This is a genomic window from Pseudomonas sp. CFBP 13719, assembly GCF_014842095.1.
Classification (GTDB): Bacteria; Pseudomonadota; Gammaproteobacteria; order Pseudomonadales; family Pseudomonadaceae; genus Aquipseudomonas.
This window is the reverse complement of the sequence record NZ_JACYVB010000003.1, coordinates 633,671-660,642: the sequence shown is the minus strand read 5'-3', so window position 1 is coordinate 660,642 and position 26,972 is coordinate 633,671. Positions and strand designations below refer to the sequence as shown.

Genomic DNA, 26,972 nt, shown 5'->3' with positions numbered 1-26,972 from the left:
TGAAACGACTTATGGAATCTTGATACCCAATGCATTCAGCGATGCTGTATCCATCAGGCCGTTTATGGTCAGCCCACTGTCCATCTGAAAGGCCATCAATGCACCACGTGTCGCTTTGCCCATCACCCCATCAATGGGGCCTTGGTAATACTGGCGCACCATGAGCGCAGTCTGCACGCGGGTGACCAAGTCGTTTTTCTGCTCATTGGTCGCGCGGCTTTTTGAAGTGCTCGAAGTTGTACCATTGGTAGTGTCAGACGACTGATAAAGGCTATTGCGGCTTGGGGTGCTGCTCGAAGCACCCGGCGTGCTGTAGCTTCGAGTGCTGGTAGCGGGTGGGCTGTAATAGCGAGGTGCGCTATAGCCACCCGAGCCGCTGTAGTGAGAGCTGTGCGAACTATGGGATCGGTGAGAACTGTGCGAGCGATGTGCCGCATAGATGTTGACGGCGTCTGGCGCATTGAGCGTATCGGCAAACACCGGGGGCTGTAGCTTATCGTTGGGTTGCCAATTCGCATCGGCGAGCGACAGATGGCCCGCCTGTGCAAGGGTGATACCTGTCATTGGCAGTAGGCTGATCCCACTGATCAGTACTTTCCAGCGGTCGAGCAATTTCACTGTGCACTCCTTGCATAGGCGCTGAAGGCCTCGGTCGATAGTGATTGTACGCCGCGGCTTTGCCAACGGTCGGTGTGGGATTTGAAGAAACCAGAGCAATCTTTGACGGCAGCGCATTGCTGGCAGGTATCGATGAACAGGTTCTTCCAATCCGAGATGCTCTGGCGGGCGAATCGCGAGAGGTGGGCCGGGATCAGGCACAAGGGCAAGTTGTAGATTGAAACCGGTACTCCTCTGTTGAACAGGAAATACACGGCCTGGCTCAACGGCTCTTGATAGTCCAGCGGATCAATCCACAATTCTTCGTAGTTCTTCCTGGCCAGGCCGGTACTTTCGATCCCCATCAGCGCAACATGCCGCACGAAGGGCAGGTTCCTGAACACGTAGTGGGCGAGCTCTGGCAAGCGTGACGTGGTCAGCCGATTGAGCACCACGCGTATCTCGATGATCTGGTTAGCGCGCGCGAGGTTGTAAAGACCTTGCAAGGTTTCGCTGAACGCGCCTTGAGCTTGCACCACATGGTCATGGTCTTCGGCATTGTCGGCGTACAGCGGGATGCCCCAGCTCAGCTGAGGGTGGCCGATGGCAGAAAGCGCTGCAATCCAGCTCGGATCTTGGAACAGACGCCCGTTGCTGAGCATGTGAACAGATTTCTGCGGCAGAACGGCTTTGCACTTGGCCAGGATTTCTAGCAGGCCGGCGCGATAAAGCGTTGGTTCTCCGCCGCTGATTCCCAGATTTTCCTCGCCGGGGTCCATCAGGTCGATTAGCCGTAAATTCTCGTCGATATGCCAACGGTCATCGATATCTTTGGGCGGCTGCGAGCACATCAAACAGAGGCTGTTGCAACGATCGGTCATGAACAGCAGGTTGCTGTCTGAACCTCGTCGATAGAGCACTCGCACCAACGCGTTACCTGGTGTGATAGCAATGACATCGCCGGGCTGCACAACATCCGCATCTTTAGGGGTGTGCAGGTGTGGCCGTGCGCTGTCGAAGTCGCCGATCATTGGCTCCGGGATCAGGAAGCCACCCACTGGTAATGAGAGCAGATGGGGGCTCCGTCGCCGCTCTTCGTTTGGCAGCCAAAGCAGCAAGTCACCGAACTCTGCCATTCCGGCACAAACAGCCAGGCCTTGCTCGATAAACTCATCCAGAGTATGACTTTGAACAGTTTCGGCTCATTCAGGTGATGAATTTCGAAGTGGGTATCTTTGCGCAGCATCACTATCAGCCCCCGTAACCGGGGAACCGGACATCGTTGTAAGAGCGCCTGTTCAACCAAGACAGCAGTACTCTCTGTACGTTGTCGTCGCTATCGCCAAGCAGGCCGAAAATATGCTTCAACAGCCCCATGTTCTTCTTGCAGAAGCTGCTGAACACTCGGTGGCCGATCGGGTCAGCTTGGCGGGCATAGTGCTCGATGGGGTCAGCACCACAGTACGGGACAAGTGCGCAGTCGGAGCAGCCCGGCAGCGCTTCTGCTACACCACTGGCGAGCAACGCGTTCATAACAGGCGATGAGAGTAACTCCGACAAGGGTTGCTGCACGGTACCGAGCCTCAACCCGTCTTCACCCATCTCCAGCAACATTCGGGCTTCGTCCGAGGGATAGACGTAACCGTCATAGTTGTAGACGAGCGTTGCAGTGCCTGCGCCAGCAGGGGAACGCAGGTCTACATAGCCGGAGGAGAAGGGTGTCAGGATATTTTTCAGCAACAGGCTCGCATAACTCTCTGACAGGTATACACCCTGTTGGTTGATATCCAGCAAATAGGCCAGTGCCTTCTTGTAGAAAGCCAGGTATCGCTCAATAGGGTAATCAAGTCGATGGGCACTCTTAGTGGCAAACCCATAAGGGCTAAGAGGACGAAGCGAGATGCTGGAGAAGCCTTGGCTTACATACTCATCAATGATCGCTTCAGGTTGTTCGAGGCTTCTTGAAGTCAGCGTGGTCAGTGCGGAAACTGCATCATGGCCAAGGCGCTGACGGACCCATTGGATGCCTTTTACCGTGCGTTCGTAAGAGTCTCGGGATGGGGTAGGGCGGTTGGCATTGTGCAAGAGCGCTGGCCCATCCAGCGAGGTCGAAAACTGGATGCGATTTAGTTCTGCGAAGTCGAGTATTTCCTCTGTCAGGTGGTGCAGCGTGGTGGTAATGACGAACTGGATATCCCGCTGTTCGACCACGTTGCGTTCAACGACCCATTCGACAATCTGGCGGACGCGCTCGAAGGCCAGAAGCGGTTCGCCACCCTGAAACTCCACAGTCAAGGCGGGAGCGTTCGATTCGAACAGTCGATCGACTGCCGCCTGCGCATCCGCTTCTGATAGGTCATGCCCGGATCCTCCCAGAGGCGCGCGCGATACTTGGCAATACTGGCAGGTGTGATTGCAGCGCAATGTAACCACGAATAAGTGCAGTGCAGGGCCCTGGAAGAGGAAGTCCTTGCGGCTGCGATACTGCGCGGCCATTTCCGGGAAGGGGTCGTGGCGGCCCGGTTCGTAAATGAAATGGCGAGCCAGCAGGTCCTTGTAAAAAGGCGTACTTGGTTGCACGTTGAAGTAACTGAGAGCTCGTAACTGCGCGTCATTCACGTGCATATACTCACCGGTATCGGAAGTAAGCAGGATGTCACGGTCATGTCCCGTGTTCATGCGCATGAATCGAAAAGGCAGCAAGCGGTAATGCTTGGCGTCTGTCGCAATCAACGTCATTGGCAATTCCCACATCCAGCGAGCGCGGCTCGGGCCAGGACCTCGCGCAACCCTACTGTTTCGCGGTGGATATGGTCACGTAGGGCGAAGTCGTTTAGATGCTGGAGGATCAGCGAGTGAGCCTGCTCAGGGGAAAACGTTAGCCTTGCCTCAGCGGGGTGGGCAGTGAGGCTTATCTGAGTGGCTTCGATGCCGATCTGGATCGAGACAATGTCGGCCAGGGAATAAGCGGTGCGTTGCACAACACTGAGCGGGTAGGCTGCGCTATCTAGTTGCAGCGTGACTTGCCATGTCATCGGAAGCGGTCCTTCAAATCCGTTGAGAACATGTGGATTCTGCCGGTTGCCAGGGCGTTATGCCATCATCTTTTTTACAATCTCCTGCAGTTGTCGAGCATTGCAGATGGTGCACCCGCTATTTTCAAATCATCTGAACCACGGATCCCAGATGTGCCTCAGGTGGCAATCCACCAGAATTGCAGTGCCATGGTTTGTGGAAAGCAAAATGATCAGCTAAACAGCCGACTCGACAACGCCTAGAGACTATCCGGATCCCCAAAAAACATCTGAATCCGCGACCTCAACCACCGCTCCCCCGGATCATTATCCTGTGACCCCCTCCAAGCCAGGTGCAGCTCGAACGACGGCGTGTCCAGCGGCAGCGGCTCGGCGCGCACGCCGCCGGCAGCGGTGAGCGAATCGGCGGTGTAGTCGGGCACGGTGGCGACGATGTCGGTGCCGGCGAGCAGGGTGCTCAGGCCGTTGAATTGCGGTACCGCCAACACTACGTGCCGTGTGCGGCCGTGCTTCTTCAACTCTTCGTCGATGAAGCCGCTCAGGTCGCCGGCGAACGACACCAGCGCATGGGGGCGGGCGCAGAACTCGTCGAGGGTGAGGTTGCCCGGCTTGGTGTCGGCGCGCAGCAGCATGGGGCGGTTGCGCCGCAGCACCTTGCGCTTGGCGTTGGCTGGCAGGTCATCGGTGTAGCTGACGCCGATGGAGATTTCCCCGGAGGCGAGCAGGGCGGGCATGAGAATGTAGTTGGCGCGACGGATCACCAGCACGATGCCTGGCGCTTCGGCGCGGATGCGCTTGAGCAGCATGGGCAGCAGGGCGAATTCGACGTCGTCGGACAGGCCGATGCGAAAGACCGCGTTGCTGGTGGCCGGGTCGAAGTCGGCGGCGCGGCTGACGGCGGTGGAGATGGAGTCCAGTGCCGGCGACAGCAGGGCGAAGATCTCCATGGCCCGTGCCGACGGTTCCATGCTGCGCCCGGTGCGCACGAACAGCGGGTCGTCGAACAGGCCGCGCAGGCGTGAAAGGGCGGCACTGATGGCCGGCTGGCCGAGAAAGAGCTTCTCGGCGGCGCGGGTGACACTGCGTTCATGCATCAAGGTTTCGAACACGATCAACAGGTTCAGGTCGACGCGACGCAGGTCGTTACGGTTCATCTATAGGCCCGCTGGAACATGAAGAAGAGGTGCAGGCGTGAATCTTAAGGGCAAAGGCTGCTACCCTGCACCGGAAAATTTCGGTTTGAGTCATCCTCGTGCGGCTGCGCAGAGCGGCCGCAGGGTCGAATCAATGGCAAGCATGTCGACTATTAACAGGCGCTGATAGCTTAAGCGCGAATGCCCAGATAAAGTTCATGGCATTAGAGGTTTACAAGGCGAGGTTTGCGATGTCCCGCACGATCCGTTTTCATAAATTTGGTCCGGCGCAGGTCTTGACGTGCGAAGAGCATGCAGTGGCATCGCCCGCTCCGGGCGAAGTTCAGGTACGTGTCGAGGCGATCGGTATCAGCTGGTACGACGTGCTGTGGCGGCAGAACCTGGCGCCCTCGCAAGCACGCCTGCCGGCGGGCCTCGGTCAGGAAATGGCCGGCGTGGTCACGGCGCTGGGCGAAGGGGTCGAAGGTTTCGCGGTGGGCGACAAAGTCGCCAGCTTTCCCGCAGAAAGCCCCAACGAGTACCCGGTCTATGGCGAAATGATTCTGTTGCCGGCCACGGCGCTTACGCGTTATCCCGACATTCTCTCGCCGCTCGAGGCAGCGGTGCATTACACGCCGTTGCTGATCGCCTACTTTGCGTACGCCGAACTGGCCCGTGCCAAGCCAGGGCAGACTGCATTGGTAACCGACGCCAGCCACTGCGCCGGACCTTCGTTCGTGCAGTTGGGCAAGGCTCTTGGCCTGAAGGTAGTCGCCGCCACGCGCAATCCGGCCGAGCGCGATTACCTGCTGTCGCTGGGCGCCGAGAAAGTCGTGGTGACCGAGGAACAGGACCTGCTCATGCAGATCGACAAGTTCACCGGCAATCGCGGCGTCGACATGGTTCTGGATGGTTTGGGCGGGCCGCAGATGTCGGTACTCGGCGACGTCCTGGCACCGCGTGGCAGCTTGATCCTGTATGGCTTGCAGGGCGGCAACCAGACGCCGTTTCCCGCGTGTGCCGCGTTCCAGAAGAACATCCAGTTCCATGTACATTGCCTGGGCAACTTTCTCGGCAAGCCGGAACTGGGGATCGTCCAGGATGCCGAGGCCCTGCAACGCGCGCTGCGTGATATCAACCAGATGACGGCAGACCGCGTGCTGGTGCCGCAAATCGCGAAGGTGTATCCCTTCGACCAGTTCGTCGAGGCGCACAAGGCCATGGACGAATGCCCCTGTGGGGGGCGCATCGCGCTGCAGCTGTAACCGGCCGACACGGCAACCAAGGCGTTCCTGCGCGGGACGCCTGTTTTCTGAAGCGTCAGTAGCCCGGATTCACGCAGTTTTGTAGGACCTTTCCACTTCTCTTTCAGACTCATCCGATTGCGCCTGGCGCCGGCGTGAGCGCCTCATGGTGCTCGTGCGGATTTGCCGTGCGCCCGCCAATCTGCATTGTCCGTTGCCCGCTTTCTGTATCTTTTAATTGGGAAACGGCTCTTCATAATGCGCGCTTCATGCCCGTCTCCGGGGCTGTGCGAGCACGTTTCGAAGTGTGGCAGTCGTCCGGCGGGTTCTCGGCCAGTACTCGGAAAGCAGCCATGAGCGCAATGCACCAGCAAGCCATGAATCGCGTCTACCAGCAGGTGCTGTCGCGTTTGCTCGGTTCCTTTTCGCCAGCGCGGCGAGTGGCGGTACAGCCACTGATCCAGCGCTTGATGACGGCCGCCGGTGGCGCCCAGCGACTGGGCGGCTATCGAGTCGTTTACAGGCTCTGCGGGAGCACGGCCGGCCATGGCGGTCTGGCGTTGCTGCGGGCAGCGCAACTGACCTTGGCTGCCCGTCATCAACCGACGTTCTTCATCCGTGCGGCGGTGAGCAGCCAGGCCCTGCTCGACGATGTCCGCAACGGCAACATCCAGCGGGCCTGCAATGCGCTGTTTGTGCACGACGATCCGCGCATCGAACTGCTGGCGTTCGCCGACGATGCCCTGCGGCCGTACGAGTATCGCCTTGCAGGCGGCAACTCCCGGCAATCGAGTTGCCGCAGCGAATTGTTGAGCGCCGCCCACGAATTCGCTTCCTTGAGCGCTGCCAACCTGCAGAATCAGGGCTATCGAGCGATTGCACGGGTCTATCAGCGATTGGTGGGCTACTCGGCCGCGGCCGATGCCATCGTGCTCGACCAGCCGGTGTTGCAGCGGCGACGTTTCGTTGCCTGGGCAATGCGTGAGCGGCGCCGGGCGAGCGCATCGCCCGTGCCTCGCGAACACTGGCAGGGCAGTGGCTGCCTGCAGGGCCTGGGTGCTGGCGTCGTGGGCATGCCCCGCGGCCAGCGCGGCGATCTTCCTGCCAACGCGCGATTGCTGGGTATGCATGATCTGCTCGGTGAACCGTCGGCGTCTGATGAGGCCCTGTGGCAGTTTCTGGGCTGCCAGCCGGTGCTCCCACTGTTTGACCGACACGAGATCCAGCATCCGCAACTGGCCTGGTTCGCTTACCTGTATGGACTGCGCAGCCAGTGGCTGCACGGGGGCAGCTTCGAGCAGGGGCTGGAGGCCTTCTGCACCAGTTTCGGCCGCGCGGGTACGAACCCGACCCGGGCGGCACCCCACCTGCCCAGGGCACAGGTGGAGGGGGCTGCCGAACAGATGCAGACCCGCCTGTCCACGTGGTACGGGATGGACCCGGCGCAGCTGAGTTGTGCGGTGTACGCCCCGTTCAGCGATCGCGGGGCACGCCTGGAGGCGTTTCTGCAGGCGTGCCATCCGGGTATGCAAGTAGCGCTTCCACATCTGCACAGCGGGCTGCGGGGTTCAAGAGTTTCAGCGCAGGTCTCGCAGTGGCTGGAATCGGTCAGCGGGCTGTCCTTGCCGACCCTGCAAGGGCTCTACCAGCGACCCAGGTTGCCATGAGCGGCGCTGCCAGGGACAAGGCCGGCGCATTCGCCTATCAGGGTGTTTACCGTTACCTGCTGCGTCTGATCGACGGGATCGAACCAGGGCTGCGCGTCAAGCTGCCATCCCTGCGGGCGCTGGGGCGAACCCTGGATGTTTCGGTCTCCACCGTACAGGCCGCCTACGGGCTACTCGAAGCCGAAGGCCGAATCGAGCCGATCGCCAAGTCGGGTTACTACGCACGGGGCTCCACAGCCTTCGGGCCCGCGTTGGTTAGCCCCGATCTGCTCCAACAGGTACTTGCCGGCGCCTGCCAGTCCAGTGTGGACGTATTCAGTGGTGCAGCACCACCGCCCCGGGCCGATGCCTTGAAAACCCTGCTCAGGTTCGAAGTCGAGCTGGCCCGGCGTTATCCGGCAGGGCTGGGGAGCATCGTCCAGCCGTGTGGTGAACTGGAGCTGCGCCATGCGCTGGCGGCGCGCTACACCCGTTGCCTGGACCACCACTGGTGCGCCGACCATGTTTACCTGGGCGGTGACCTGTCGAGCGTGCTGCACATGACCTGGACCGCCATGCAACTGCAAGGCGCAGTGGTGGTGGTATTGGTGCCGTGCGGCTGGCGCATCTTGCGCACCCTGCAGCAGGCTGGGGCGCGAGTGATCGAGCTGGTGCTCGATGAGCGCGGCCGGGTGCCGATGCAGCGCCTGCGCGAAGTGCTTGCCAGGCGCCAGGTACGCCTGATGGTGCTCGGCGCGTCTTTCCATGGCCCCCACGGCACCTGCATCGGTGACGCCGACAAGCGCACGATTGCCAGCCTGCTGGAGCGGCACGGGGTGTGGGTGGCCGAAGACGACACCGAAGGCGACCTGTGCTTTGAGGCGGTACCGCGCTTTCGCGAACTGGTGGCACCGCAACGCTTGCTGATCTTCGGCTCGCTGCAACCTGTCATGGGCGCCGAGGCGCCTTTCGCCTACCTGCTGTCGCGGCATTGGCCGAGCCGACTGCAGCAGTACTGCCTGCAACGCGTGACCACTGCACCACCCTTGCGCCACAAGGCGCTCGCTCGGTTGATCAGCGCAGGCACCTACGACGATTACCTGAACCTGCAACGACAAGCGCTGCAGCAACAGGTAACGGCCTTCGCCACACTCCTGCACACGCGGCTGGACGAGCGATTGCAACTGATCCGTACCGCCGGTGGCGCCTGTGTATGGGCGCGGGCGCGGTACCCGGTGGACATGCGCGGTGTCCACGAGGACCTGCGCAGGCAACGTCTGCTGATCGCCCCGGGTGACATCTTCAGCCTGCAGGGCCATTGCCATCAACACCTGCGCCTCAATGGCTGCGGGCACTCCGCGGCGCAGTGGGAGCGCTGCGCCGCTGCGTTGGCGGCGGCCCTGGAAGAGCATGAGGTGTAGTCCACCATCGGTCCATTTCCGATTGCCTTGGCTTTTTTCTGTATGTATAAACAGTGGCTTTCACGACACTGGTTTGGCGAAAACGTGGCATTTGCAGCGCTCGAAGACCCCTTCTACTACCTGGCCAATTTCCGTCGCGTACTGGCGTGGCTGGAGCAACGCTACCTGGACGTGCTGGATGCCGAGGAGCTGAGCTTCATTCAGCGTTTCGACGCACTGCCGCAGCCGTCCCAGGCACTGTTGGTGCGCATGATCATGCGCAAGGGCGAGATGTTCCGCGCCAGTCGCCTCGAGTACGCCGAGATCGGCTGTCCAGACGCGGCGGCGCGACCGTTGCTGGCCAGCGGTTATCTAACCGATCAAGCCCCGCTGACGCTGCAGCAGGTGGGTGAAGTGTTGCTCAAGCCGGAAATCGTCAGCTGTTTCGCGACCCACCTCGCCAAGCCATCGTTGCCCAAGCCACAACTGCTACTGGCCCTTGCCGAACACGACTGGCCCGTGCAGCCGTTTCGGAGCTGGTGTCCAGCGTTGGTCGACACGCTCTACTGCCTGACGGTGCAAGCGCTCTGTGACCGCCTGCGGTTGCTGTTCTTCGGCAATCTGCATCAAGGCTGGACCGAGTTCGTGCTGGCCGACCTGGGGGTGTATCGCTACGAGGCAGTGCAGCTGGCGCCCGAGTCAAGGGGGCTGACCCACCGCGACGACGTGGCGGCCGGGCTGGCGCTGCATGCGTGCAGCGAAGCGATCGAAGCCGGGCTGCCGTGCGAAGACATTCACCGTCAACTGCTGGCGGTGACCACGGACAAATCCTGGTTGCAGAGCCGTCGGCAGAAGCTGCTGTTCCGCCTGGGCTATGCCTGCGAGCGTCAGCAGGATCTGCAGCAGGCCCTGGTGGTGTACCGCAGTTGCGCGTTCGCCCAGGCCCGTGCGCGGATCATTCGCGTGCTCGAGCTGCGCGGTGAATACAGCCAGGCGCTGGAATTGGCCGAGCAGGCCAGCCTGGCCCCGCTCAATCCGGCCGAGGCGCAGCAACTGCCGCGTATGCTGCCGCGCCTGCGTCGGCATTTGGGTTTGCCTGCCCAGCCCAAGCGCCACGCTGCAAAAGTCGCGCGCCTGGATCTGACACTGGTGCTCTGCGAACAGCGCTTGAGCGTCGAGCGGCGGGTGGCCGCGTCGCTGCACAGTGAAGATGCGCCGGTGCACTATGTCGAGAACACCTTGTTCAACGCCTTGTTCGGCCTGCTGTGCTGGAAGGCGATTTTCGCACCGTTGCCAGGGGCGTTTTTTCACCCGTTCCAGAACGGCCCGGCCGACTTGCATCAGCCCGACTTCCGCCAGCGTCGCAGTGCGCTGTTCGACGCGTGTCTGGGCGAGCTCGACGATGGGCGCTACAAGCACACCATCCGCCAGACCTGGCGGGACAAGCAGGGCCTGCAATCGCCTTTCGTGCACTGGGGCATGCTCGACGAAACCCTGCTCGAACTCGCATTGGGCTGTATTCCCGCGCAGCACCTCAAACACTGTTTCGACCGCGTGCTGGAAGACGTCAAGGCCAACCGTACCGGCATGCCTGACCTCATTCAGTTCTGGCCCGCCGAAGGCCGCTACCTGATGATCGAGGTCAAGGGGCCCGGCGACCGCCTGCAGGACAATCAACTGCGCTGGCTGGAATTCTGTGCCCGCCATTCCCTGCCGGTGCAGGTCTGCTACGTGGAGTGGGCAGGACAGCCCGCGTGAGCTACACCGTGGCCGTACGGGCCTTGTGCGAGTTCACGGCGAAGGCGGGTGACCTCGACCTGCGCTTCACACCCTCGCCGTCGGCCCAGGAGGGCATGCTCGGCCATCGCCGGGTGACTCAGGGCCGCGAAGCCGGCTACCAGAGCGAAGTCACCCTCAGCGGCCAATACCATGAGTTGCAGGTGCGCGGCCGTGCCGATGGCTATGACCCGGCGCTGAACCGCCTGGAAGAGATCAAGACCCACCGCGGTGACCTCGACCTGCAGCCCGACAATCATCGCCAATTGCATTGGGCCCAGGCCAAGGTCTATGCCTGGCTGATGTGTCAGCAGTTGCAGCTGACGCGCATGGACGTTGCCCTGGTGTATTTCGATGTCGATTACGACAAGCAGACCGTATTCAGCCAGCAGTGCCAGGCGCAGGAGCTGGAGGCACATTTCGAACGGCTGTGTTCGCGCTTCCTGCAATGGGCGCGTCAGGAGCTGGCCCGTAGCGCCGAGCGCGATGCGGCGCTGCGGGCACTGACTTTCCCCCATGCGGCCTTTCGCGTCGGTCAGCGCGAATTGGCGGAAACCGTCTACAAGGCGGTCAGCACCGGGCGCTGCCTGATGGCCCAGGCCACCACCGGTATCGGCAAGACCCTGGCCACGCTGTTTCCGTTGCTCAAGGCGATGGTCCCGCAGCAACTGGACAAGATTTTCTTTCTCAGCGCCAAAAGCCCCGGTCGTGCCCTGGCGCTGGAGGCCGTGGCGCAATTGCATCGCCAGCCAGGCCTGCCACTTCGCACGTTGGAAATGGTCGCGCGGGACAAGGCCTGTGAGCATCCGGACAAGGCCTGTCACGGTGAATCCTGCCCATTGGCCAAGGGCTTCTACGACCGGCTGCCGGCGGCTCGCGAAGACGCCGTGCGCTTGCAGATCCTGGATCAGGCACAGGTGCGCCAGACCGCCCTGGCGCACCGCATCTGCCCGTATTACCTGAGCCAGGAACTGGCCCGTTGGGCGGACGTGGTCATCGGCGACTACAACTATTATTTCGACCTCAATGCCCTGCTGTTCGGTCTGGCTCAAGAGCGCCAGTGGCGTGTGGCAGTGCTGGTCGACGAGTCGCATAATCTGGTCGAGCGGGCGCGCGGCATGTACAGCGCCACCCTCGACCAGCGCACGCTGCAGGCCGTGCGCGCAGCGCCGCCAAGCAAGCTCAAGAGTCCGCTGCAACGTGTGAATCGGGAGTGGAACGCGCTGCACGCCGAGCAATCGGGGCCATACCAGGCGCACGCGCGTCTGCCGGACAAGTTGATCCTGGCGCTGCTGCACTGCATCAGTCTGATTGGCGACGAAATGAATGCGCAGCCCCAAGGCATCGACCCGCAACTGCTGGACTTCTATTTCCAGGCGTTGCAGTTCACCCGTGTCGCCGAGCTGTTCGATGAGCACTATGTATTCGACGTGACTCGCCGCGACGGTTCGGGCAAGCGTGTGCAGTCGCAGCTGTGCCTGCGCAATATCGTCCCGGCGCCCTTGCTGGGGCCGCGCATCGCCGCAGCACGCAGTGCCATTCTGTTTTCCGCGACGCTCAGCCCGCGACGCTACTATGCCGACCTGCTCGGGCTACCCAAGGACCATGCGTGGATCGACGTGCAGTCGCCGTTCAGTGCCGAGCAGTTGGAAGTGCGCATCGTCGACGACATCTCCACGCGCTTCAACCATCGACTAGCGTCGCTGGGGCCCATTGTGGAACTGATTGCCAAGCAGTATCTGGCGCAGCCGGGCAACTACCTGGCGTTCTTCAGCAGTTTCGATTACCTGCAGCAGGTCGAGGCACTGTTGGCCGAGCGCTACCCGAACATCGAGCAGTGGGCCCAGGCACGCAAGATGGATGAAGGGGCACGGCGTGACTTTCTTGCCCGCTTCACCTCGACCAGTCAGGGCGTCGGTTTTGCGGTGCTTGGCGGTGCGTTTGGCGAGGGCATCGATTTGCCCGGCAAGCGCTTGATCGGCGCCTTTATCGCTACCCTTGGATTGGCCCAGTTCAACCCGGTCAACGAGCAGATCAAGGGGCGCATGAATACCCTGTTTGGTTCGGGGTATGACTACACCTACCTGTATCCCGGTTTGTGCAAGGTGGTGCAGGCGGCAGGACGGGTGATCCGTGGTCAGGACGACAGGGGGGTGGTAGTGCTTATCGACGACCGCTTTGCCGAGGCGCGGGTCAAGAGCCTGTTTCCGCGGTGGTGGGCGGTTTAGTTTTCGGCTATGTGGGAGCGGGCTCTGCCCGCGAAGAGGCCGCCACGGATACACAAAGAAACCCGCCGAAGCGGGTTTTTTCATGCAGCCGATCTTCAGCCTTTCACAACCACCGAACCCAACTGGAACCCGGCATGCTGCACCAGCTCCAGCAGCGGTTGCGGGTACACGCCCAGGAGAAAGGCGAGGGCGGCGATGGCCAGCAGCATCACACCACCGGTGCGCTGTTCCCACTTCAGCGGGGCATCGGTGCGACGCAGGTTCTTTTCCATCAGGAACAAGGTCACCATCACGCGCAGGTAGTAGAAGACGCCGATGGCGCTACCGATCACCAGCGCACCGGTCAGCCACCACAGTTGCGATTCCACGCCTGTGGCGATGATGTAGAACTTGCCAATGAAACCAGCGGTCAGCGGAATGCCCGCCAGCGACAGCATCATTACGGTCAGTACCGCCGTCAGGTACGGACGGCGCCAGAACAGGCCACGGTACTCGTACAGTGCATCGGCGTCGCGGCCGTTGTACGGCGAGGACATCAGGGTGATCACGCCAAACGCACCCAGGCTGGTGATCACGTAGGTCACCAGGTAGACGCCGATGGCTTCCAGGGCCAGGCCCTTGCTAGCTACCAGCGCGATCAGCAGGTAACCGAAGTGGGCAATGGACGAATAACCCAGCAGGCGCTTGAGGTTGCTCTGGGTCACCGCGAGCAGGTTGCCGATCAGGATCGATGCCACCGCAATCACCGCCAGCACATCGCTGAGCACACCGCTGCTGGCTGCCGGCGACAGCTGGAACAAGCGCACCACCACGGCGAACACCGCGACCTTGCTGGCAGTGGCCAGGAACGCAGCGACAGGCGCCGGAGCGCCTTCGTACACGTCGGGTGTCCACAAGTGGAAGGGCACCAGCGACAGCTTGAACGCCAGGCCCACCAGCATCATCGCCAGGCCCAGTTGCGCCAGCGCACTCGGCACGCCGGTGGCGGCCAGGGCCAGGCCGATACCGGAAAAGCTCAGGCTGCCGGCATCGGCGTACAACAGCGCCATGCCGAACAGAAGGAACGCCGAGCCTGCGGCCGACAGCACCATGTACTTGATGCCGCCTTCCAGCGAGCGCTTGTTGAAGAAGGCGTAGGCAATCAGTCCGTACGTGGGTACCGAGAGCAGTTCCAGGCCGATGAACAGGCCGGCCAGGTGCTGCGCGCAGACCAGTACCAAGCCACCCAGCGCGGCCATCAGGATCAGCAGGTAAAGCTCTTCACGGTTGCCGGGATAGCCGGTAGCGCCATCACCCAGGTAGGCGTGTGCCAGGGTCACGCAGGCCAGTGTGGCAACCAGGATCAGCGCCATGTACAGCGCGGCGAAGTTGTCCACTTGCAACAACGGCGTCACGGTCATGGGCGTCAGCTTGAGCACCGGCAGGATCGACAGCAGCGCCAGGTTCAAGCCCGCACACGAGAGCAGGAAGGTTTGCGAATGGTTGCGCCGCCAGGCGATCGCCAGCATCACCGCAACGACGGTGACGGTGGTGATCAGCAGCGGCGCAAGCGCAATAAAGTGTTGAATCGTCAGGTCCATAGCGCTCTTACCGGGCCGAAGCGAGTTGAGTGAAGGCGGTGCCGAACCACTGCTGCACACCGGTCATGGTGGCAGCGGAGGTGTCGAGGAAAGGCTGCGGGTAGACGCCAAGCAGAATCAGCAGGCCCGCAAGGCCCAGCACCATGATCAGTTCGCGGTTGTCCATGCCGGCCAGTACCGCGTCCGACTTGGAGGGGCCGAAGTAGGCTCGGTGAATCATGATCAGCGAGTACACCGAACCGAATACCAGCCCGGAGGTGGCGATGGCAGTGATCCACGGGGCGACGGTGAAGCTGCCCAGCAGGATCAGGAACTCACCGACAAAGTTGCCCGTGCCCGGCAGGCCCAGCGAGGCAGCGGCAAAGAACAGGCTGATGGCCGGCAGGTAGGCAATGCGCGACCATAGCCCGCCCATTTCACGCATGTCGCGGGTGTGCAGACGCTCGTACAACTGGCCGCTGAGGATGAACAGCGCCGCTGCCGACAAGCCGTGGGCGAGCATCTGGATCACCGCGCCCTGCAGGGCCTGCTGGGTGCCGGAGTAGATACCGATCAGCACGAAGCCCATGTGCGAGACGCTGGAGAAGGCGATCAGGCGCTTGATGTCGCTCTGCGCGAACGCCAGGAAGGCGCCGTAGAAGATGCCCACCAGACCTAGGGTCATGGCGATCGGCGCGAACTCTGCCGAGGCATTGGGGAACAGCGGCAGGGCGAAGCGCAGGATGCCGTAGGCGGCGGTTTTCAGCAGGATACCGGCCAGGTCCACGGAGCCCGCGGTAGGCGCCTGGGCGTGAGCATCGGGCAACCAGGAGTGGAACGGCACCACCGGCAGCTTCACCGCGAAGGCGATGAAGAAGCCGAGCATCAGCAGGTATTCGACATGCTCCGGCAACTGCGCCTTGAGCAGGTCGCTGTAGTTGAACGTCATCACGCCAGTGTTGCTGTAGTTGAACAGCACCAGGCCGAGGATCGCCACCAGCATGATCAGGCCGCTGGCCTGAGTGAAGATGAAGAACTTGGTGGCGGCGTAGATCCGGGTCTTCTTGCCATCCGAGGAGCTGTGACCCCAGAGCGCGATGAGGAAATACATCGGCACCAGCATCATTTCCCAGAAGAAGAAGAACAGGAACAGGTCCAGCGCCAGGAACACACCGACCACGCCGCCCAGGATCCACATCAGGTTGAGGTGGAAGAAGCCGACGTGGCGCTGGATCTCTTTCCACGAGCACAGGACCGAGAGGATACCCAGCAGGCCGGTGAGCAGGATCATCAGCAGCGACAGGCCGTCCAGCGCCAGGTGTACGCTGATGCCGAAGCGCTGGATCCAGTTGAGCTTGAATTCGTAGGCCCAGACAGGTTCCGTGCCGGGCGCAGGCGCCAGGGTGTAGTCGCCGTTGCCCCACAGCCAGAGGCCGAGCGCAAGTTCCAGGAACATGGTCAGCAATGCGATCCAGCGGGGCAGGGTAGCGCTGCTGCGCTCCGCTACCCAGCACAGAAGGCCGCCGATGAAGGGGATCAGGATCAGCCAGGGCAAAATCATGACGGGCTCGTTTCCTTTCGCAAAGTCACAGGATTCATATCAGACCGCCGCCAGCACGACGGCGCCGAGCACTAGCACGGCGCCAGCGGCCATCGAAGCGGCATACCAGCGCAACTGACCGGTCTCGGTACGGCTCATGGCGTTGTTGCCGCCCTTGGCCGTACGCGGGATCAAGCCAATCACCTGGTCAACCGGGTCCTTGCGCAACAGGTGGCTGATCAGCAGGTAGGGTTTGACGAACAGCTTGTCGTAGATCCAGTCGAAGCCCCAGGCGGCGAACCACCAGGCCGACAGCATCCGGCCGATGCCGCTGTTGGCCACGGCCGTGGCAACGCGGCGCTTGCCGAGGAACAGCATGGCTGCCAGCAGGATACCGGCCAGGGCAATGGCGCCCGAGGCGATCTCCAGGCTGTGCTTGGCCTCGCCGCCGGCATGACCGACGCTCTGCGGCAGCACGCCCGCCAATGGCGGATGGATCCAGGCACCGATGAAGGTCGACAGCACGATCAGCACGCCCAGCGGCAGCCAGTGGGCAACGCCGTGGCCGGCGTGTGCTTCGGTCTTGGCTTCGCCATGGAAGGTGATGAAGATCAGGCGGAAGGTGTACAGCGAGGTCATGAACGCACCGACCAGGCCGGCGTACAGCAAGCCGTTGTTGCCGCTGGCGAAGGCTTCCCAGAGGATCTCGTCCTTGGAATAGAAGCCGGCCGTCAGCAACGGCAATGCCGCGAGGGCAGAGCCGCCGACGATGAAACTGGCGTAGGCCAACGGCAGTTTCTTCCACAGGCCACCCATCTTGAAGATGTTCTGCTCGTGGTGGCAGGCGACGATCACCGCACCCGAGGCGAGGAACAGCAGCGCCTTGAAGAAGGCGTGGGTCATCAGGTGGAAGATAGCGCCGTCCCAGGCACCGACGCCCAGGGCGAGAAACATGTAGCCGATCTGGCTCATGGTCGAGTAGGCCAGGATACGCTTGATGTCGGTCTGCACCAGCGCAGCGAAGCCGGCCAGGACCAGCGTGACACCACCGACCACACCGACCAGATGCAGGATGTCCGGGGCCAGGGCGAACAGCCCGTGGGTCCGGGCGATCAGGTAGACACCAGCGGTTACCATGGTGGCGGCGTGGATCAGTGCCGACACCGGGGTAGGACCGGCCATGGCGTCTGCCAGCCAGGTCTGCAGGGGCAGTTGCGCGGACTTGCCGACGGCACCGCCGAGCAGCATCAACGTGGCCAGCACGATCCAGAAGTCACCGACCTTGAAATGTTCCGGCGCCCGTACCAGCAGTTCCTGGATATTCAGCGTACCCAGTTGCTGGAACAGGATGAACAGGCCGATGGCCATGAACACGTCGCCGATACGGGTCACGATGAACGCCTTGAGCGCTGCGTTGCCGTTGTTGCGGTTGCCATAGTAGAAACCGATCAACAGGTACGAGCACAGGCCCACGCCTTCCCAACCGAAGTAGATGAACAGCAGGTTGTCGCCCAGGATCAGGAACAGCATGCTGGCGATGAACAGGTTGGTGTAGGCGAAGAAGCGCGAGTAGCCCTCTTCACCACGCATGTACCAGGAGGCGAACAGGTGGATCAGGAAGCCTACGCCCACCACCACACCGAGCATGGTGATCGACAGGCCGTCCAGGTACAGGGTGAAGTTGGGTTCGAACCCGTCCACCGCCATCCAGCGCCACAGCAGTTGGGTGTACACGCCACCCTCGGGCGGGGCAACGTTAAACTGCCAGATGACGTAAGCGGCAACCACCGCCGACAGGCCGATGGAGCCGACGCCGATCAGCGCCGAGAGGTTTTCCGAGAAGCGCCCGCGCGAGAACGACAGCAGCAGGAAGCCGATCAGCGGGAATACGAAGGTCAGGAAGATCAGGTTCATCCGCGCATCTCACTGGCAGCGTCGATGTCGAGCGTGTGGAAGCGGCGATACAGTTGCATCAGGATCGCCAGGCCAATGGAGGCCTCGGCCGCTGCCAGGGTGATCACCAGGATGAACATGATCTGTCCATCGGGCTGACCCCAGCGTGCGCCCGCCACGATGAACGCCAGGGCAGAGGCGTTCATCATGATTTCCAGACTCATCAACACGAAAAGAATGTTACGGCGGACCATCAGGCCGACCAGACCAAGGGTGAACAGGATGCCGGCGACAGCCAGGCCATGCTCGAGAGGGATAGCGGGCATCTGTTTACTCCTTTTCCGTACGGCCGAGGTGGAACGCCGTCACGGCTGCAGCCAGCAGCAGCATCGACGCCAGTTCAACCACCAGCAGGTAGGGGCCGAACAGACTGATGCCGACTGCCTTGGCATCGACCGTGGTCTGGCCGATACCGGCAGCGCTGGGGTTGGCGAACAGCACGTACAGCAGTTCGAGCAGCAACAAGGCACCGAGGAACACCGGGCCAGCCCAGATACCCGGCTTGAGCCACACGCGTTCCTGCTGCACCGAGGCCGGGCCCAGGTTGAGCATCATCACCACGAAGACGAACAGCACCATGATGGCGCCGGCGTAGGCGATCACTTCAAGCACGCCGGCGAACGGCGCACCGAGGGCGAAGAAGGTCATCGCCACGGCGATCAACGAGATGATCAGATAGAGCAGGGCGTGTACGGGGTTGGTATTGGTGATCACCCTGAGGGTGGACACCACCGCGATACCCGACGCGAAATAGAAAGCGAATTCCATCTTTCTTCCTTAAGGGAGCAAGCTCTTCACGTTGATCGGCTGGGCTTCGTTCTGCGCGGCGCCCTTGGGCTTGCCGGCTACGGCCATGCCGGCTACGCGGTAGAAGTTGTAGTCAGGGTTCTTGCCGGGTCCGGAGATCAGCAGATCTTCCTTTTCGTAGACCAGATCCTGACGCTTGAACTCGGCCATCTCGAAGTCCGGTGTGAGCTGGATCGCGGTCGTCGGGCAGGCTTCCTCGCACAGGCCACAGAAAATGCAGCGCGAGAAGTTGATCCGGAAGAAGTCCGGGTACCAGCGACCGTCCTCGGTTTCTGCCTTCTGCAACGAGATGCAACCCACCGGGCAGGCCACGGCGCACAGGTTGCAGGCCACGCAGCGTTCCTCGCCGTCGGGGTCGCGGGTCAAGACGATACGGCCGCGATAGCGCGGCGGCAGGTACACCGCCTCCTCGGGGTATTGCAGGGTGTCGCGCTTACGGAAACCGTGGCCGAACACCATGATCAGGCTGCGCAGCTGCGTACCCGTTCCTTTTACGATGTCACCGATATATTTGAACATGGGTCAATTCCTCACTGAACCGTGCCGGCGGGCGTGTTCAACAACACGATCGCGGCGGTCACCAGCATGTTGATCAGGGTCAGTGGCAGGCAGAACTTCCAGCTGAAATCCATTACCTGGTCGTAGCGAGGGCGCGGGATGGACGCGCGCAGCAGTACGAACAGCATGATGAAGAACGCGGTTTTCAGTGCGAACCAGACGAACGACAGTTGCGGCAGAATTCCGAACGGCCCGTGCCAGCCGCCGAAGAACAGCGTTACCAGCAAGGCCGAGATCAGGATGATGCCGATGTATTCACCGACGAAGAACATGCCCCATTTCATGCCGGCGTATTCGATGTGGTAGCCGTCTGCCAATTCCTGTTCTGCTTCCGGCTGGTCGAACGGATGACGGTGAGTCACCGCCACGCCGGCGACGAAGAAGGTACAGAAGCCGAAGAACTGCGGAATGATGAACCACAGGTTCTGCGCCTGATACTCGACGATGTCGCGCATGTTGAACGAGCCGGCCTGGATCACGATACCCATCAGCGACAGGCCCATGAACACTTCGTACGACACGGTCTGCGCGGAGGCCCGCAAGCTGCCCAGCAGGGCGTACTTGTTGTTGCTGGCCCAACCGGCGAACAAAACGGCATACACCGACAAACCGGCCATGGCGAAGAAGAACAGCAGCCCGATGTTCAGGTCGGCCACGCCCCAGGTGGGGGTGATCGGGATGATCGCGAAGGCGATCAGCAAGGCACTCATGGCCACCACCGGCGCCAGGGTGAAGATCACCTTGTCGACGAAGGGCGGGTTCCAGTCTTCCTTGAAGAACATCTTCAGCATGTCGGCGGCAATCTGGAACATGCCGAACGGACCGACCCGGTTCGGCCCGTAGCGATCCTGCCACCAACCCAGCAGGCGGCGCTCGACGAAGCTGAGCAATGCGCCGCAAACGACCACCGCCAGCATGATGACCAGGGCCTTGACCACACCGATGATGATGTCGATCACTTCAGGGGTGAACCAGGTCATTGTGCTGCCTCCTGCAGGCCTTCGACGGATGCGCCGGCAAACGCCGGCGGGATGCCCGCCAGGCCAGCGGGCAGACCCACCAGGCCTGCGCCCAGTTCTTCACTGATGCGCAGCGGCAGGCGCAAGGCCTGGCCGGCGACGGTGAGGCTCAGCAGCGCGCCATCGTTGACGCCCAGACGATCCGCCTCGGATTTGGCCAACGCGATATAGGGGGCCGGAATCCGCTCCTGCACCGGTGCGGAGCGGGAAGAGTTTTCTTCGCTGCCGAACAGGTGATAGAACGGCACTGCCTGCCAGGTGCCGCGAGCGGGCGAGAAGGCCGCCGGTACGCTGGCGAACCAGCCCAGGCCATCGCCCTGGCTTTCGATCAGGCGTGTGCCAGGGTCACCGGCACGCAGGTGGCCACCCACTTCGTCCTGGAACTTGTTCCAGGCCTGCGGCGAGTTCCAGCCTGGCGACCAGGCGAACGGCACCTGCTGGCGCGGCTCGACCGAGCCCGAGTAGCCTTCCATGGAGAACGAGAAGGCGGTGTCGGTATCCTGCGATGTCCGTGGCTCGTGCACGCTGATGTTGGCGCGCATGGCGGTACGACCGCTGTAGCGCAACGGTTCGCGGGCCAGCTTCAGACCCTTGATGCGGAACGAGGCCGACGGCGCGGCGTCGACGATGCGGGCCAGTTGCGCGGTGCTGTTGGCCACTGCAGCGGTCACATGGTCGAGTTGGGTCCAGTCCACCGGCTGGTTCAGCAGCGTGCTGCGCAATGCATGCAGCCAGCGCCAGCCTTCGTGGATCAGAATGCTGGAATCCAGGTAGACCGGATCGAACACCTGGAAGAACCGCTGGGCGCGGCCTTCCTGGCTGACCAGGGTGCCATCGCCTTCGGCGAAGCTGGCGGCCGGCAAGACCAGATGGGCGCGCTCGACGGTGCGGGTGTGCTGGTGATCGGCAACAATGACTACCTTGGCGGCGTTCAGCGCGGCGTCAACCTTGGCGGCATCGACACGGGTGTACAAATCGTTTTCCAGGATCACCAGTGCGTCGGCGTGACCGTCGATCACGGCTTGCAGCGCGTCGTCCACCGACTCGCCGCCCAGCATCGCCAGGCCCATGCTGTTGGCTTCCGGCACGATCAGGCTCAGCGAGCCGGCCTTGTCGCGGCCCTTCAAGGCCTTGGCGATGTTGCCTGCCGCTTCGATCAGGGCGTTGCAGCCCAGCGAAGTGCCGCTGATGACCAGCGGACGCTTGGCAGCCACCAGCGCATCGGCAATGCGCTGGGCCAGCTCGAGGGCCTCGCTGTCCAGGCCGCTGACGGCCGGAGCACTGGGGTCGATCGCATGGGCGACGGCGAAGCCGATGCGCGCCAGGTCTTCGGGCGCGGCGTGCACGCATTCTTCGGCGACATCGTCGAGCTTGGTGTCGGTCAGGCTGGCGATGAACAATGGATGCAGCTCATGCTGACCAATGTTCTTCACGGCAGCGTCGAGCCAAGGTTGAACGCGCATGGCCTCGGCCATCGCCTCCGCCTTGCCCTTCACCGATTGACGCAGTGCCAGCGCCATGCGCGCGGCGGTCTGGGTCAAGTCTTCGCCCAACACGAACACCGCGTCGTGGTCTTCGACCTCGCGCAGGCTCGGGATCGGCAACGGGCTGTTCTGCAGCACCTGCAAGGCCAGGCGGATGCGCGACAGCTCGCCGGCTTCGATGCCGCTGTAGAAGTGCTTGGCACCGACCAGTTCCAGCAGCGCGTAGTTGCTTTCCAGGCTGGCCCGTGGCGAGCCGATGCCGACGATGTTGCGGCCGCGCAACAGCTCGGCAGCCTTGTCCAGCGCCTCGTCGAGGCTCAGCTTGCGGTTGCCTTCGGCCAGCAGCGGTTGCCGTGGGCGATCGGTGCGGTTGACGTAGCCGTAGCCGAAACGGCCGCGGTCGCACAGGAAATAGTGGTTCACCGAACCGTTGTAGCGGTTCTCGATGCGGCGCAGCTCACCGTAGCGCTCGCCCGGGCTGATGTTGCAACCGCTCGAGCAGCCATGGCAGATGCTCGGGGCGAACTGCATGTCCCACTTGCGGTTGTAGCGCTCGGAGTGCGTCTTGTCGGTGAACACACCGGTCGGGCAGACCTCGGTGAGGTTGCCGGAAAACTCGCTTTCCAGGGTACCGTCTTCGACCCGTCCGAAGTAGACATTGTCGTGGGCGCCGAACACGCCCAGGTCGGTGCCGCCGGCGTAGTCCTTGTAGAAGCGCACGCAGCGATAGCAGGCGATGCAGCGGTTCATCTCATGCGCGATGAACGGACCCAGCTCCTGATTCTGGTGGGTGCGCTTGCTGAAACGATAGCGACGCTCGTTGTGACCGGTCATCACGGTCATGTCCTGCAGGTGGCAGTGACCGCCTTCCTCGCACACAGGGCAGTCGTGCGGGTGGTTGGTCATCAGCCATTCGACGACACTGGCGCGGAACGCCTTGGATTCGTCGTCTTCGATGGAGATCCAGGTGTTGTCGGTGGCGGGTGTCATGCACGACATGACGATGCGACCACGGGTGTCGTTCTCGTCGGTGTATTGCTTGACTGCGCACTGGCGGCAGGCGCCGACGCTGCCCAGCGCCGGATGCCAGCAGAAATACGGGATGTCGAGGCCCAGCGACAGACAGGCCTGCAACAGGTTGTCTGCGCCATCGACCTCGAGCGCTTTGCCGTCTACGTGGATAGTGGCCATGGTTCAAGTTCTTCGTTGGCCCGTTGTCAGCGGGCGTGGCTAATGGAAATCTTGTCGTTCGCCCGGCGCAGCCGGAAAGGGCGCGTCAACGGGCGATACCGGCGGCACGGGCCGCCGGGCGTGCCGTGAGTCAGGCGCCGGCCATGGTGGGTGTGGCCACCTGGGTCAGGCTGCCCGGCGTGACGGGCTTGATGCCCGCCTCGAACTCGGCACGGAAATATTTGATAGCGCTGCCCAAGGGCTCCACGGCGCCGGGCGCGTGTGCACAGAACGTCTTGCCGGGGCCGAGGAAACCGACCAGGCCCAGCAGGGTTTCGATATCCCCCGGCTGGCCGTTGCCGGTCTCGATGGCGCGCAGCAGCTTGACGCTCCACGGCAGGCCGTCGCGGCAAGGGGTACAGAAGCCACAGGACTCGCGGGAGAAGAACTCTTCCATGTTGCGCAGCAGCGAGACCATGTTGACGCTGTCGTCCACGGCCATGGCCAGGCCAGTACCCATCCGAGTGCCGACCTTGCCGATGCCGCCGGCGTACATCTGCGCGTCGAGGTGTTCGGGCAGCAGGAAACCGGTACCGGCACCGCCTGGCTGCCAGCACTTGAGCGTGAAGCCGTCGCGCATGCCGCCGGCATAGTCTTCGAACAGCTCGCGGGCGCTGATGCCGAACGGCAGTTCCCACAGGCCGGGGTTCTTGACCTTGCCGGAGAAGCCCATCAGCTTGGTGCCGTGGTCTTCACTGCCGGGCATGGCCAGCGCCTTGTACCAGTCGATGCCGTTGCCGACGATGGCCGGCACGTTGCACAGGGTTTCGACGTTGTTCACGCACGTCGGCTTACCCCACACACCCACGGCAGCGGGGAAGGGCGGCTTGGAACGCGGGTTGGCGCGGCGACCTTCCAGCGAGTTGATCAGCGCGGTTTCTTCACCGCAGATGTAGCGGCCGGCACCGGTGTGCACGAACAGTTCGAAGTCGAAGCCCGACCCCAGGATGTTCTTGCCCAGCAGTCCGGCGGCTTTCGCTTCCTGTACGGCACGATTCAGGTGCTTGGCCGCGGTGGTGTATTCGCCGCGCAGGAAGATGTAGCCGCGATAGGCCTTCAGCGCGCGCGCGGAAATCAGCATGCCTTCGATCAGCAGATGAGGCTGCTGCTCCATCAGCATGCGGTCTTTCCAGGTGTTGGGCTCCATTTCATCCGCATTGCACAGCAGGTAGCGGATGTCCATGGATTCGTCTTTGGGCATCAGGCCCCATTTGACGCCGGTAGGGAAACCCGCACCGCCGCGGCCCTTGAGGCCGGAATCCTTCACCGTCTGCACGATGTCGTCCTGCGACATGTCGGCAAAGGCCTTGCGCGCGGCGCTGTAGCCGTCCTTGGCCTGGTACTCGTCGAGCCAGATCGGCTCGCCGTCGTCACGCAGGCGCCAGGTCAGCGGATGGGTTTCAGCGGCGCGGGCAATGGTGTTGGCCGGGCCGAACGAGGTGAGCTTCATACGTAGCCCTCCAGCAGTTGGGCCACGCCAGCGGGCTGGACATCGCCAAAGGTATCGTCGTCGATCATCAGCGCCGGGGCCTTGTCGCAGTTGCCCAGGCAGCACACCGGCAGCAGGGTGAAGCGGCCGTCGGCGGTGGTCTGGCCCAGGCCTATGCCCAGCTTGCTCTGGATTTCGCTGACCACCGACTCGTGGCCGCCGATGTAGCAGACCATCGAGTCGCAGACGCGAATGATGTGGCGGCCCACCGGCTGACGGAAAATCTGGCTATAAAAGGTGGCCACGCCTTCGACGTCACTGGCCGGAATGCCGAGCAGTTCGCCAATCGCGTAAAGCGCGCCATCAGGTACCCAGCCACGTTCCTTCTGGACGATCTTGAGGGCTTCGATGGACGCCGCGCGCGGGTCCTCGTAGTGGTGCAGCTCGTGCTCGATGGCCGAGCGCTCGGTTTCGCTCAGGGCGAAACGGTCTGTCTGGATGAGCGTGCTGTTCATGCTTAACGGTCCACGTCGGCCATAACGAAATCGATGCTACCCAAGTACGCGATCAAGTCCGCGACCATGCTGCCCTTGATCACCGAAGGGATCTGCTGCAGGTGCGGGTAGCTCGGGGTGCGTATGCGGGTACGGTAGCTCATGGTGCCGCCGTCGCTCGTCAGGTAGTAGCTGTTGATGCCCTTGGTCGCTTCGATCATCTGGAAGGATTCGTTGGCCGGCATCACCGGGCCCCACGAAACCTGCAGGAAGTGCGTGATCAAGGTTTCGATGTGCTGCAGCGTGCGCTCCTTGGGCGGCGGCGTGGTCAGCGGGTGATCCGCCTTGTACGGGCCTTCGGGCATGTTGCGCATACACTGGTCGATGATGCGGATGCTCTGGCGCATCTCTTCGACGCGAACCATGCAGCGGTCATAGGCATCGCCGTTGTGCGCAAGCGGCACTTCGAACTCGAAGTTCTCGTAGCCCGAATACGGACGCGCCTTGCGCAGGTCGAAATCGCAACCGGTGGAGCGCAGCCCGGCACCGGTGACGCCCCACTCCAGGGCTTCCTTGGTGTTGTAGGCGGCGACGCCGATGGTACGGCCCTTGAGAATGCTGTTCTGCAGCGCAGCCTTGGTGTATTCGTCGAGGCGCTTGGGCAGCCATTCGACGAAGTCCTTGACCAGCTTCTCCCAGCCGCGCGGCAGGTCGTGCGCCACACCACCAATGCGGTACCAGGCCGGGTGCAGGCGGAAACCGGTAATGGCTTCGATCACCGTGTAGGCTTTCTGGCGGTCGGTGAAGGTGAAGAACACCGGGGTCATGGCGCCGACGTCCTGGATATAGGTACCCAGGAACAGCAGGTGGCTGGTGATGCGGAAGAACTCGGCCATCATGATGCGGATGGTGTCGACCTTCTGCGGCACCTTGATGCCGGCCAGCTTCTCGACGGCTAGCACGTAGGGCAGGTTGTTCATCACCCCGCCCAGGTAGTCGATGCGGTCGGTGTAGGGGATGAAGCTGTGCCACGACTGGCGCTCGGCCATTTTCTCGGCGCCACGGTGGTGATAGCCGATGTCGGGCACGCAGTCGACGATCTCTTCGCCGTCCAGCTGCAGAATGATGCGGAACGCACCGTGCGCCGAAGGGTGGTTGGGCCCCAGGTTGAGGAACATGTAGTCCTCGTTGGTGCCGGAGCGCTTCATGCCCCAGTCCTCGGGCTTGAAGCGCGCGGCTTCCTCCTCGAGCTGCTGCTTGGCCAGGGTCAGGCTGTAGGGGTCGAACTCGGTCGCGCGCGCCGGGTAGTCCTTGCGCAGCGGGTGGCCTTCCCAGGTCGGCGGCATCATGATGCGCGACAGGTGAGGGTGGCCGGCGAAGTCGATGCCGAACATGTCCCAGACTTCACGCTCGTACCAGTTGGCGTTGGGCCAGATACCGGTGATGGTCGGCAGGTTCAGGTCGCCTTCGTTCAGGGCCACCTTGAGCATGACGTCGCTGTTACGCTCGACCGACAGCAGGTGGTAGAACACCGTGAAGTCGCCGGCGCTCGGAATGGCTCGGCGGTGGGTGCGCAGGCGCTCGTCCACGCCGTGCAGGTCGTAGAGCATGCTGTACGGCTTGGGCACGTTGCGCAGGAACGTGAGGATCTCGACCAGCTTGGCGCGGGCCACCCACAGTACCGGCATGCCGGTACGGGTTTCCTGGGCGAGGAACGCCTCGGGGCCAAAGCGCTGGTTCAGTTCGACGACCACATCTTGGTCGTCAGCCTTGTAGGGCGGGATATACAGAGCGGTGTCCGCTGTTGTCATGGTCTCGGTCGCTATCGGTCAACTACGGT

20 protein-coding genes and 1 pseudogene are annotated in these 26,972 nt (G+C 62.4%); 5 read left to right on the top strand and 16 right to left on the bottom strand.

Annotated features, from left to right (window positions below):
- Positions 1-9: 9 nt before the first annotated feature.
- The 5 genes and pseudogenes from hxsA to IFT57_RS13240 form a co-directional block, all read right to left on the bottom strand.
- Positions 10-618 carry a His-Xaa-Ser repeat protein HxsA gene (gene hxsA / locus IFT57_RS13260; protein WP_192151681.1) on the bottom strand — a complete coding sequence of 203 codons (609 nt, stop codon included), beginning with the start codon at positions 616-618 and terminating at the stop codon, positions 10-12.
- Positions 615-1,849 (bottom strand): annotated as a pseudogene (gene hxsC, locus IFT57_RS13255) (His-Xaa-Ser system radical SAM maturase HxsC). The gene hxsA and the pseudogene hxsC overlap by 4 nt, the downstream one beginning before the upstream one ends.
- Positions 1,849-3,336, bottom strand: a complete 1,488-nt coding sequence (gene hxsB, locus IFT57_RS13250) for a His-Xaa-Ser system radical SAM maturase HxsB (RefSeq protein ID WP_192151680.1) — start codon at positions 3,334-3,336, stop codon at positions 1,849-1,851. Before hxsB ends, hxsC begins: the two are co-directional and overlap by 1 nt.
- Positions 3,333-3,632 (bottom strand): His-Xaa-Ser system protein HxsD, encoded by a 300-nt coding sequence (hxsD, locus tag IFT57_RS13245; protein ID WP_122715563.1) that lies wholly within the window; start codon positions 3,630-3,632, stop codon positions 3,333-3,335. The genes hxsB and hxsD overlap by 4 nt, the downstream gene beginning before the upstream one ends.
- A gap of 239 nt (positions 3,633-3,871) precedes the next feature.
- Positions 3,872-4,786: a LysR family transcriptional regulator gene (locus tag IFT57_RS13240; RefSeq protein WP_122477722.1), complete on the bottom strand. Its 915-nt coding sequence runs from the start codon at positions 4,784-4,786 to the stop codon at positions 3,872-3,874.
- Between the two features lie 230 nt (positions 4,787-5,016).
- Between IFT57_RS13240 and IFT57_RS13235 the strand changes: the two genes are divergently transcribed.
- The 5 genes from IFT57_RS13235 to IFT57_RS13215 all read left to right on the top strand — a co-directional run bounded on the left by IFT57_RS13235 (position 5,017) and on the right by IFT57_RS13215 (position 13,059).
- The gene (locus IFT57_RS13235) at positions 5,017-6,030 is read left to right on the top strand and encodes a zinc-dependent alcohol dehydrogenase family protein (protein WP_122715562.1); all 1,014 of its coding nucleotides are present in this window, start codon (positions 5,017-5,019) and stop codon (positions 6,028-6,030) included.
- Positions 6,031-6,362: 332 nt separating this feature from the next.
- Entirely contained in the window at positions 6,363-7,676 is a 1,314-nt protein-coding gene (locus IFT57_RS13230; protein ID WP_192151679.1) for a hypothetical protein, read from the top strand.
- Positions 7,673-9,076, top strand: coding sequence for an aminotransferase-like domain-containing protein (locus tag IFT57_RS13225; protein ID WP_192151678.1), 1,404 nt, complete (start codon positions 7,673-7,675; stop codon positions 9,074-9,076). The genes IFT57_RS13230 and IFT57_RS13225 overlap by 4 nt, the downstream gene beginning before the upstream one ends.
- A gap of 84 nt (positions 9,077-9,160) precedes the next feature.
- Positions 9,161-10,813: a VRR-NUC domain-containing protein gene (locus IFT57_RS13220; RefSeq protein ID WP_342030350.1), complete on the top strand. Its 1,653-nt coding sequence runs from the start codon at positions 9,161-9,163 to the stop codon at positions 10,811-10,813.
- Positions 10,810-13,059, top strand: coding sequence for an ATP-dependent DNA helicase (locus IFT57_RS13215; RefSeq protein WP_192151676.1), 2,250 nt, complete (start codon positions 10,810-10,812; stop codon positions 13,057-13,059). Before IFT57_RS13220 ends, IFT57_RS13215 begins: the two co-directional genes overlap by 4 nt.
- A gap of 95 nt (positions 13,060-13,154) precedes the next feature.
- On the opposite strand, the gene nuoN is transcribed toward IFT57_RS13215, so the two are convergent.
- The 11 genes from nuoN to nuoC form a co-directional block, all read right to left on the bottom strand.
- On the bottom strand, positions 13,155-14,639 hold the full coding sequence (gene nuoN, locus IFT57_RS13210; protein ID WP_122477733.1) for an NADH-quinone oxidoreductase subunit NuoN: 1,485 nt from the start codon (positions 14,637-14,639) through the stop codon (positions 13,155-13,157).
- 7 nt (positions 14,640-14,646) lie between these two features.
- On the bottom strand, positions 14,647-16,179 hold the full coding sequence (nuoM, locus tag IFT57_RS13205) for an NADH-quinone oxidoreductase subunit M (protein WP_192151675.1): 1,533 nt from the start codon (positions 16,177-16,179) through the stop codon (positions 14,647-14,649).
- A 39-nt stretch (positions 16,180-16,218) separates the two neighbouring features.
- On the bottom strand, positions 16,219-18,072 hold the full coding sequence (gene nuoL / locus IFT57_RS13200; RefSeq protein WP_122477737.1) for an NADH-quinone oxidoreductase subunit L: 1,854 nt from the start codon (positions 18,070-18,072) through the stop codon (positions 16,219-16,221).
- A complete protein-coding gene (gene nuoK, locus IFT57_RS13195) occupies positions 18,069-18,377 on the bottom strand; it encodes an NADH-quinone oxidoreductase subunit NuoK (protein WP_043190115.1) in 309 nt (102 codons plus the stop codon). The genes nuoL and nuoK overlap by 4 nt, the downstream gene beginning before the upstream one ends.
- A 4-nt stretch (positions 18,378-18,381) precedes the next feature.
- A complete protein-coding gene (nuoJ, locus tag IFT57_RS13190; protein WP_049860090.1) occupies positions 18,382-18,879 on the bottom strand; it encodes an NADH-quinone oxidoreductase subunit J in 498 nt (165 codons plus the stop codon).
- A 9-nt stretch (positions 18,880-18,888) separates the two neighbouring features.
- Entirely contained in the window at positions 18,889-19,437 is a 549-nt protein-coding gene (gene nuoI, locus IFT57_RS13185) for an NADH-quinone oxidoreductase subunit NuoI (RefSeq protein WP_122477739.1), read from the bottom strand.
- A gap of 11 nt (positions 19,438-19,448) precedes the next feature.
- On the bottom strand, positions 19,449-20,456 hold the full coding sequence (gene nuoH, locus IFT57_RS13180) for an NADH-quinone oxidoreductase subunit NuoH (protein WP_122477741.1): 1,008 nt from the start codon (positions 20,454-20,456) through the stop codon (positions 19,449-19,451).
- Positions 20,453-23,170: an NADH-quinone oxidoreductase subunit NuoG gene (gene nuoG / locus IFT57_RS13175; protein WP_192151674.1), complete on the bottom strand. Its 2,718-nt coding sequence runs from the start codon at positions 23,168-23,170 to the stop codon at positions 20,453-20,455. The genes nuoH and nuoG overlap by 4 nt, the downstream gene beginning before the upstream one ends.
- A gap of 130 nt (positions 23,171-23,300) precedes the next feature.
- Positions 23,301-24,659: an NADH-quinone oxidoreductase subunit NuoF gene (nuoF, locus tag IFT57_RS13170; RefSeq protein ID WP_192151673.1), complete on the bottom strand. Its 1,359-nt coding sequence runs from the start codon at positions 24,657-24,659 to the stop codon at positions 23,301-23,303.
- Complete coding sequence (gene nuoE, locus IFT57_RS13165; protein ID WP_122477746.1) at positions 24,656-25,153, bottom strand: NADH-quinone oxidoreductase subunit NuoE; 498 nt, start codon at positions 25,151-25,153, stop codon at positions 24,656-24,658. The genes nuoF and nuoE overlap by 4 nt, the downstream gene beginning before the upstream one ends.
- A 2-nt stretch (positions 25,154-25,155) precedes the next feature.
- Positions 25,156-26,943 carry an NADH-quinone oxidoreductase subunit C/D gene (gene nuoC / locus IFT57_RS13160; protein ID WP_122797032.1) on the bottom strand — a complete coding sequence of 596 codons (1,788 nt, stop codon included), beginning with the start codon at positions 26,941-26,943 and terminating at the stop codon, positions 25,156-25,158.
- Positions 26,944-26,972 lie beyond the last annotated feature (29 nt).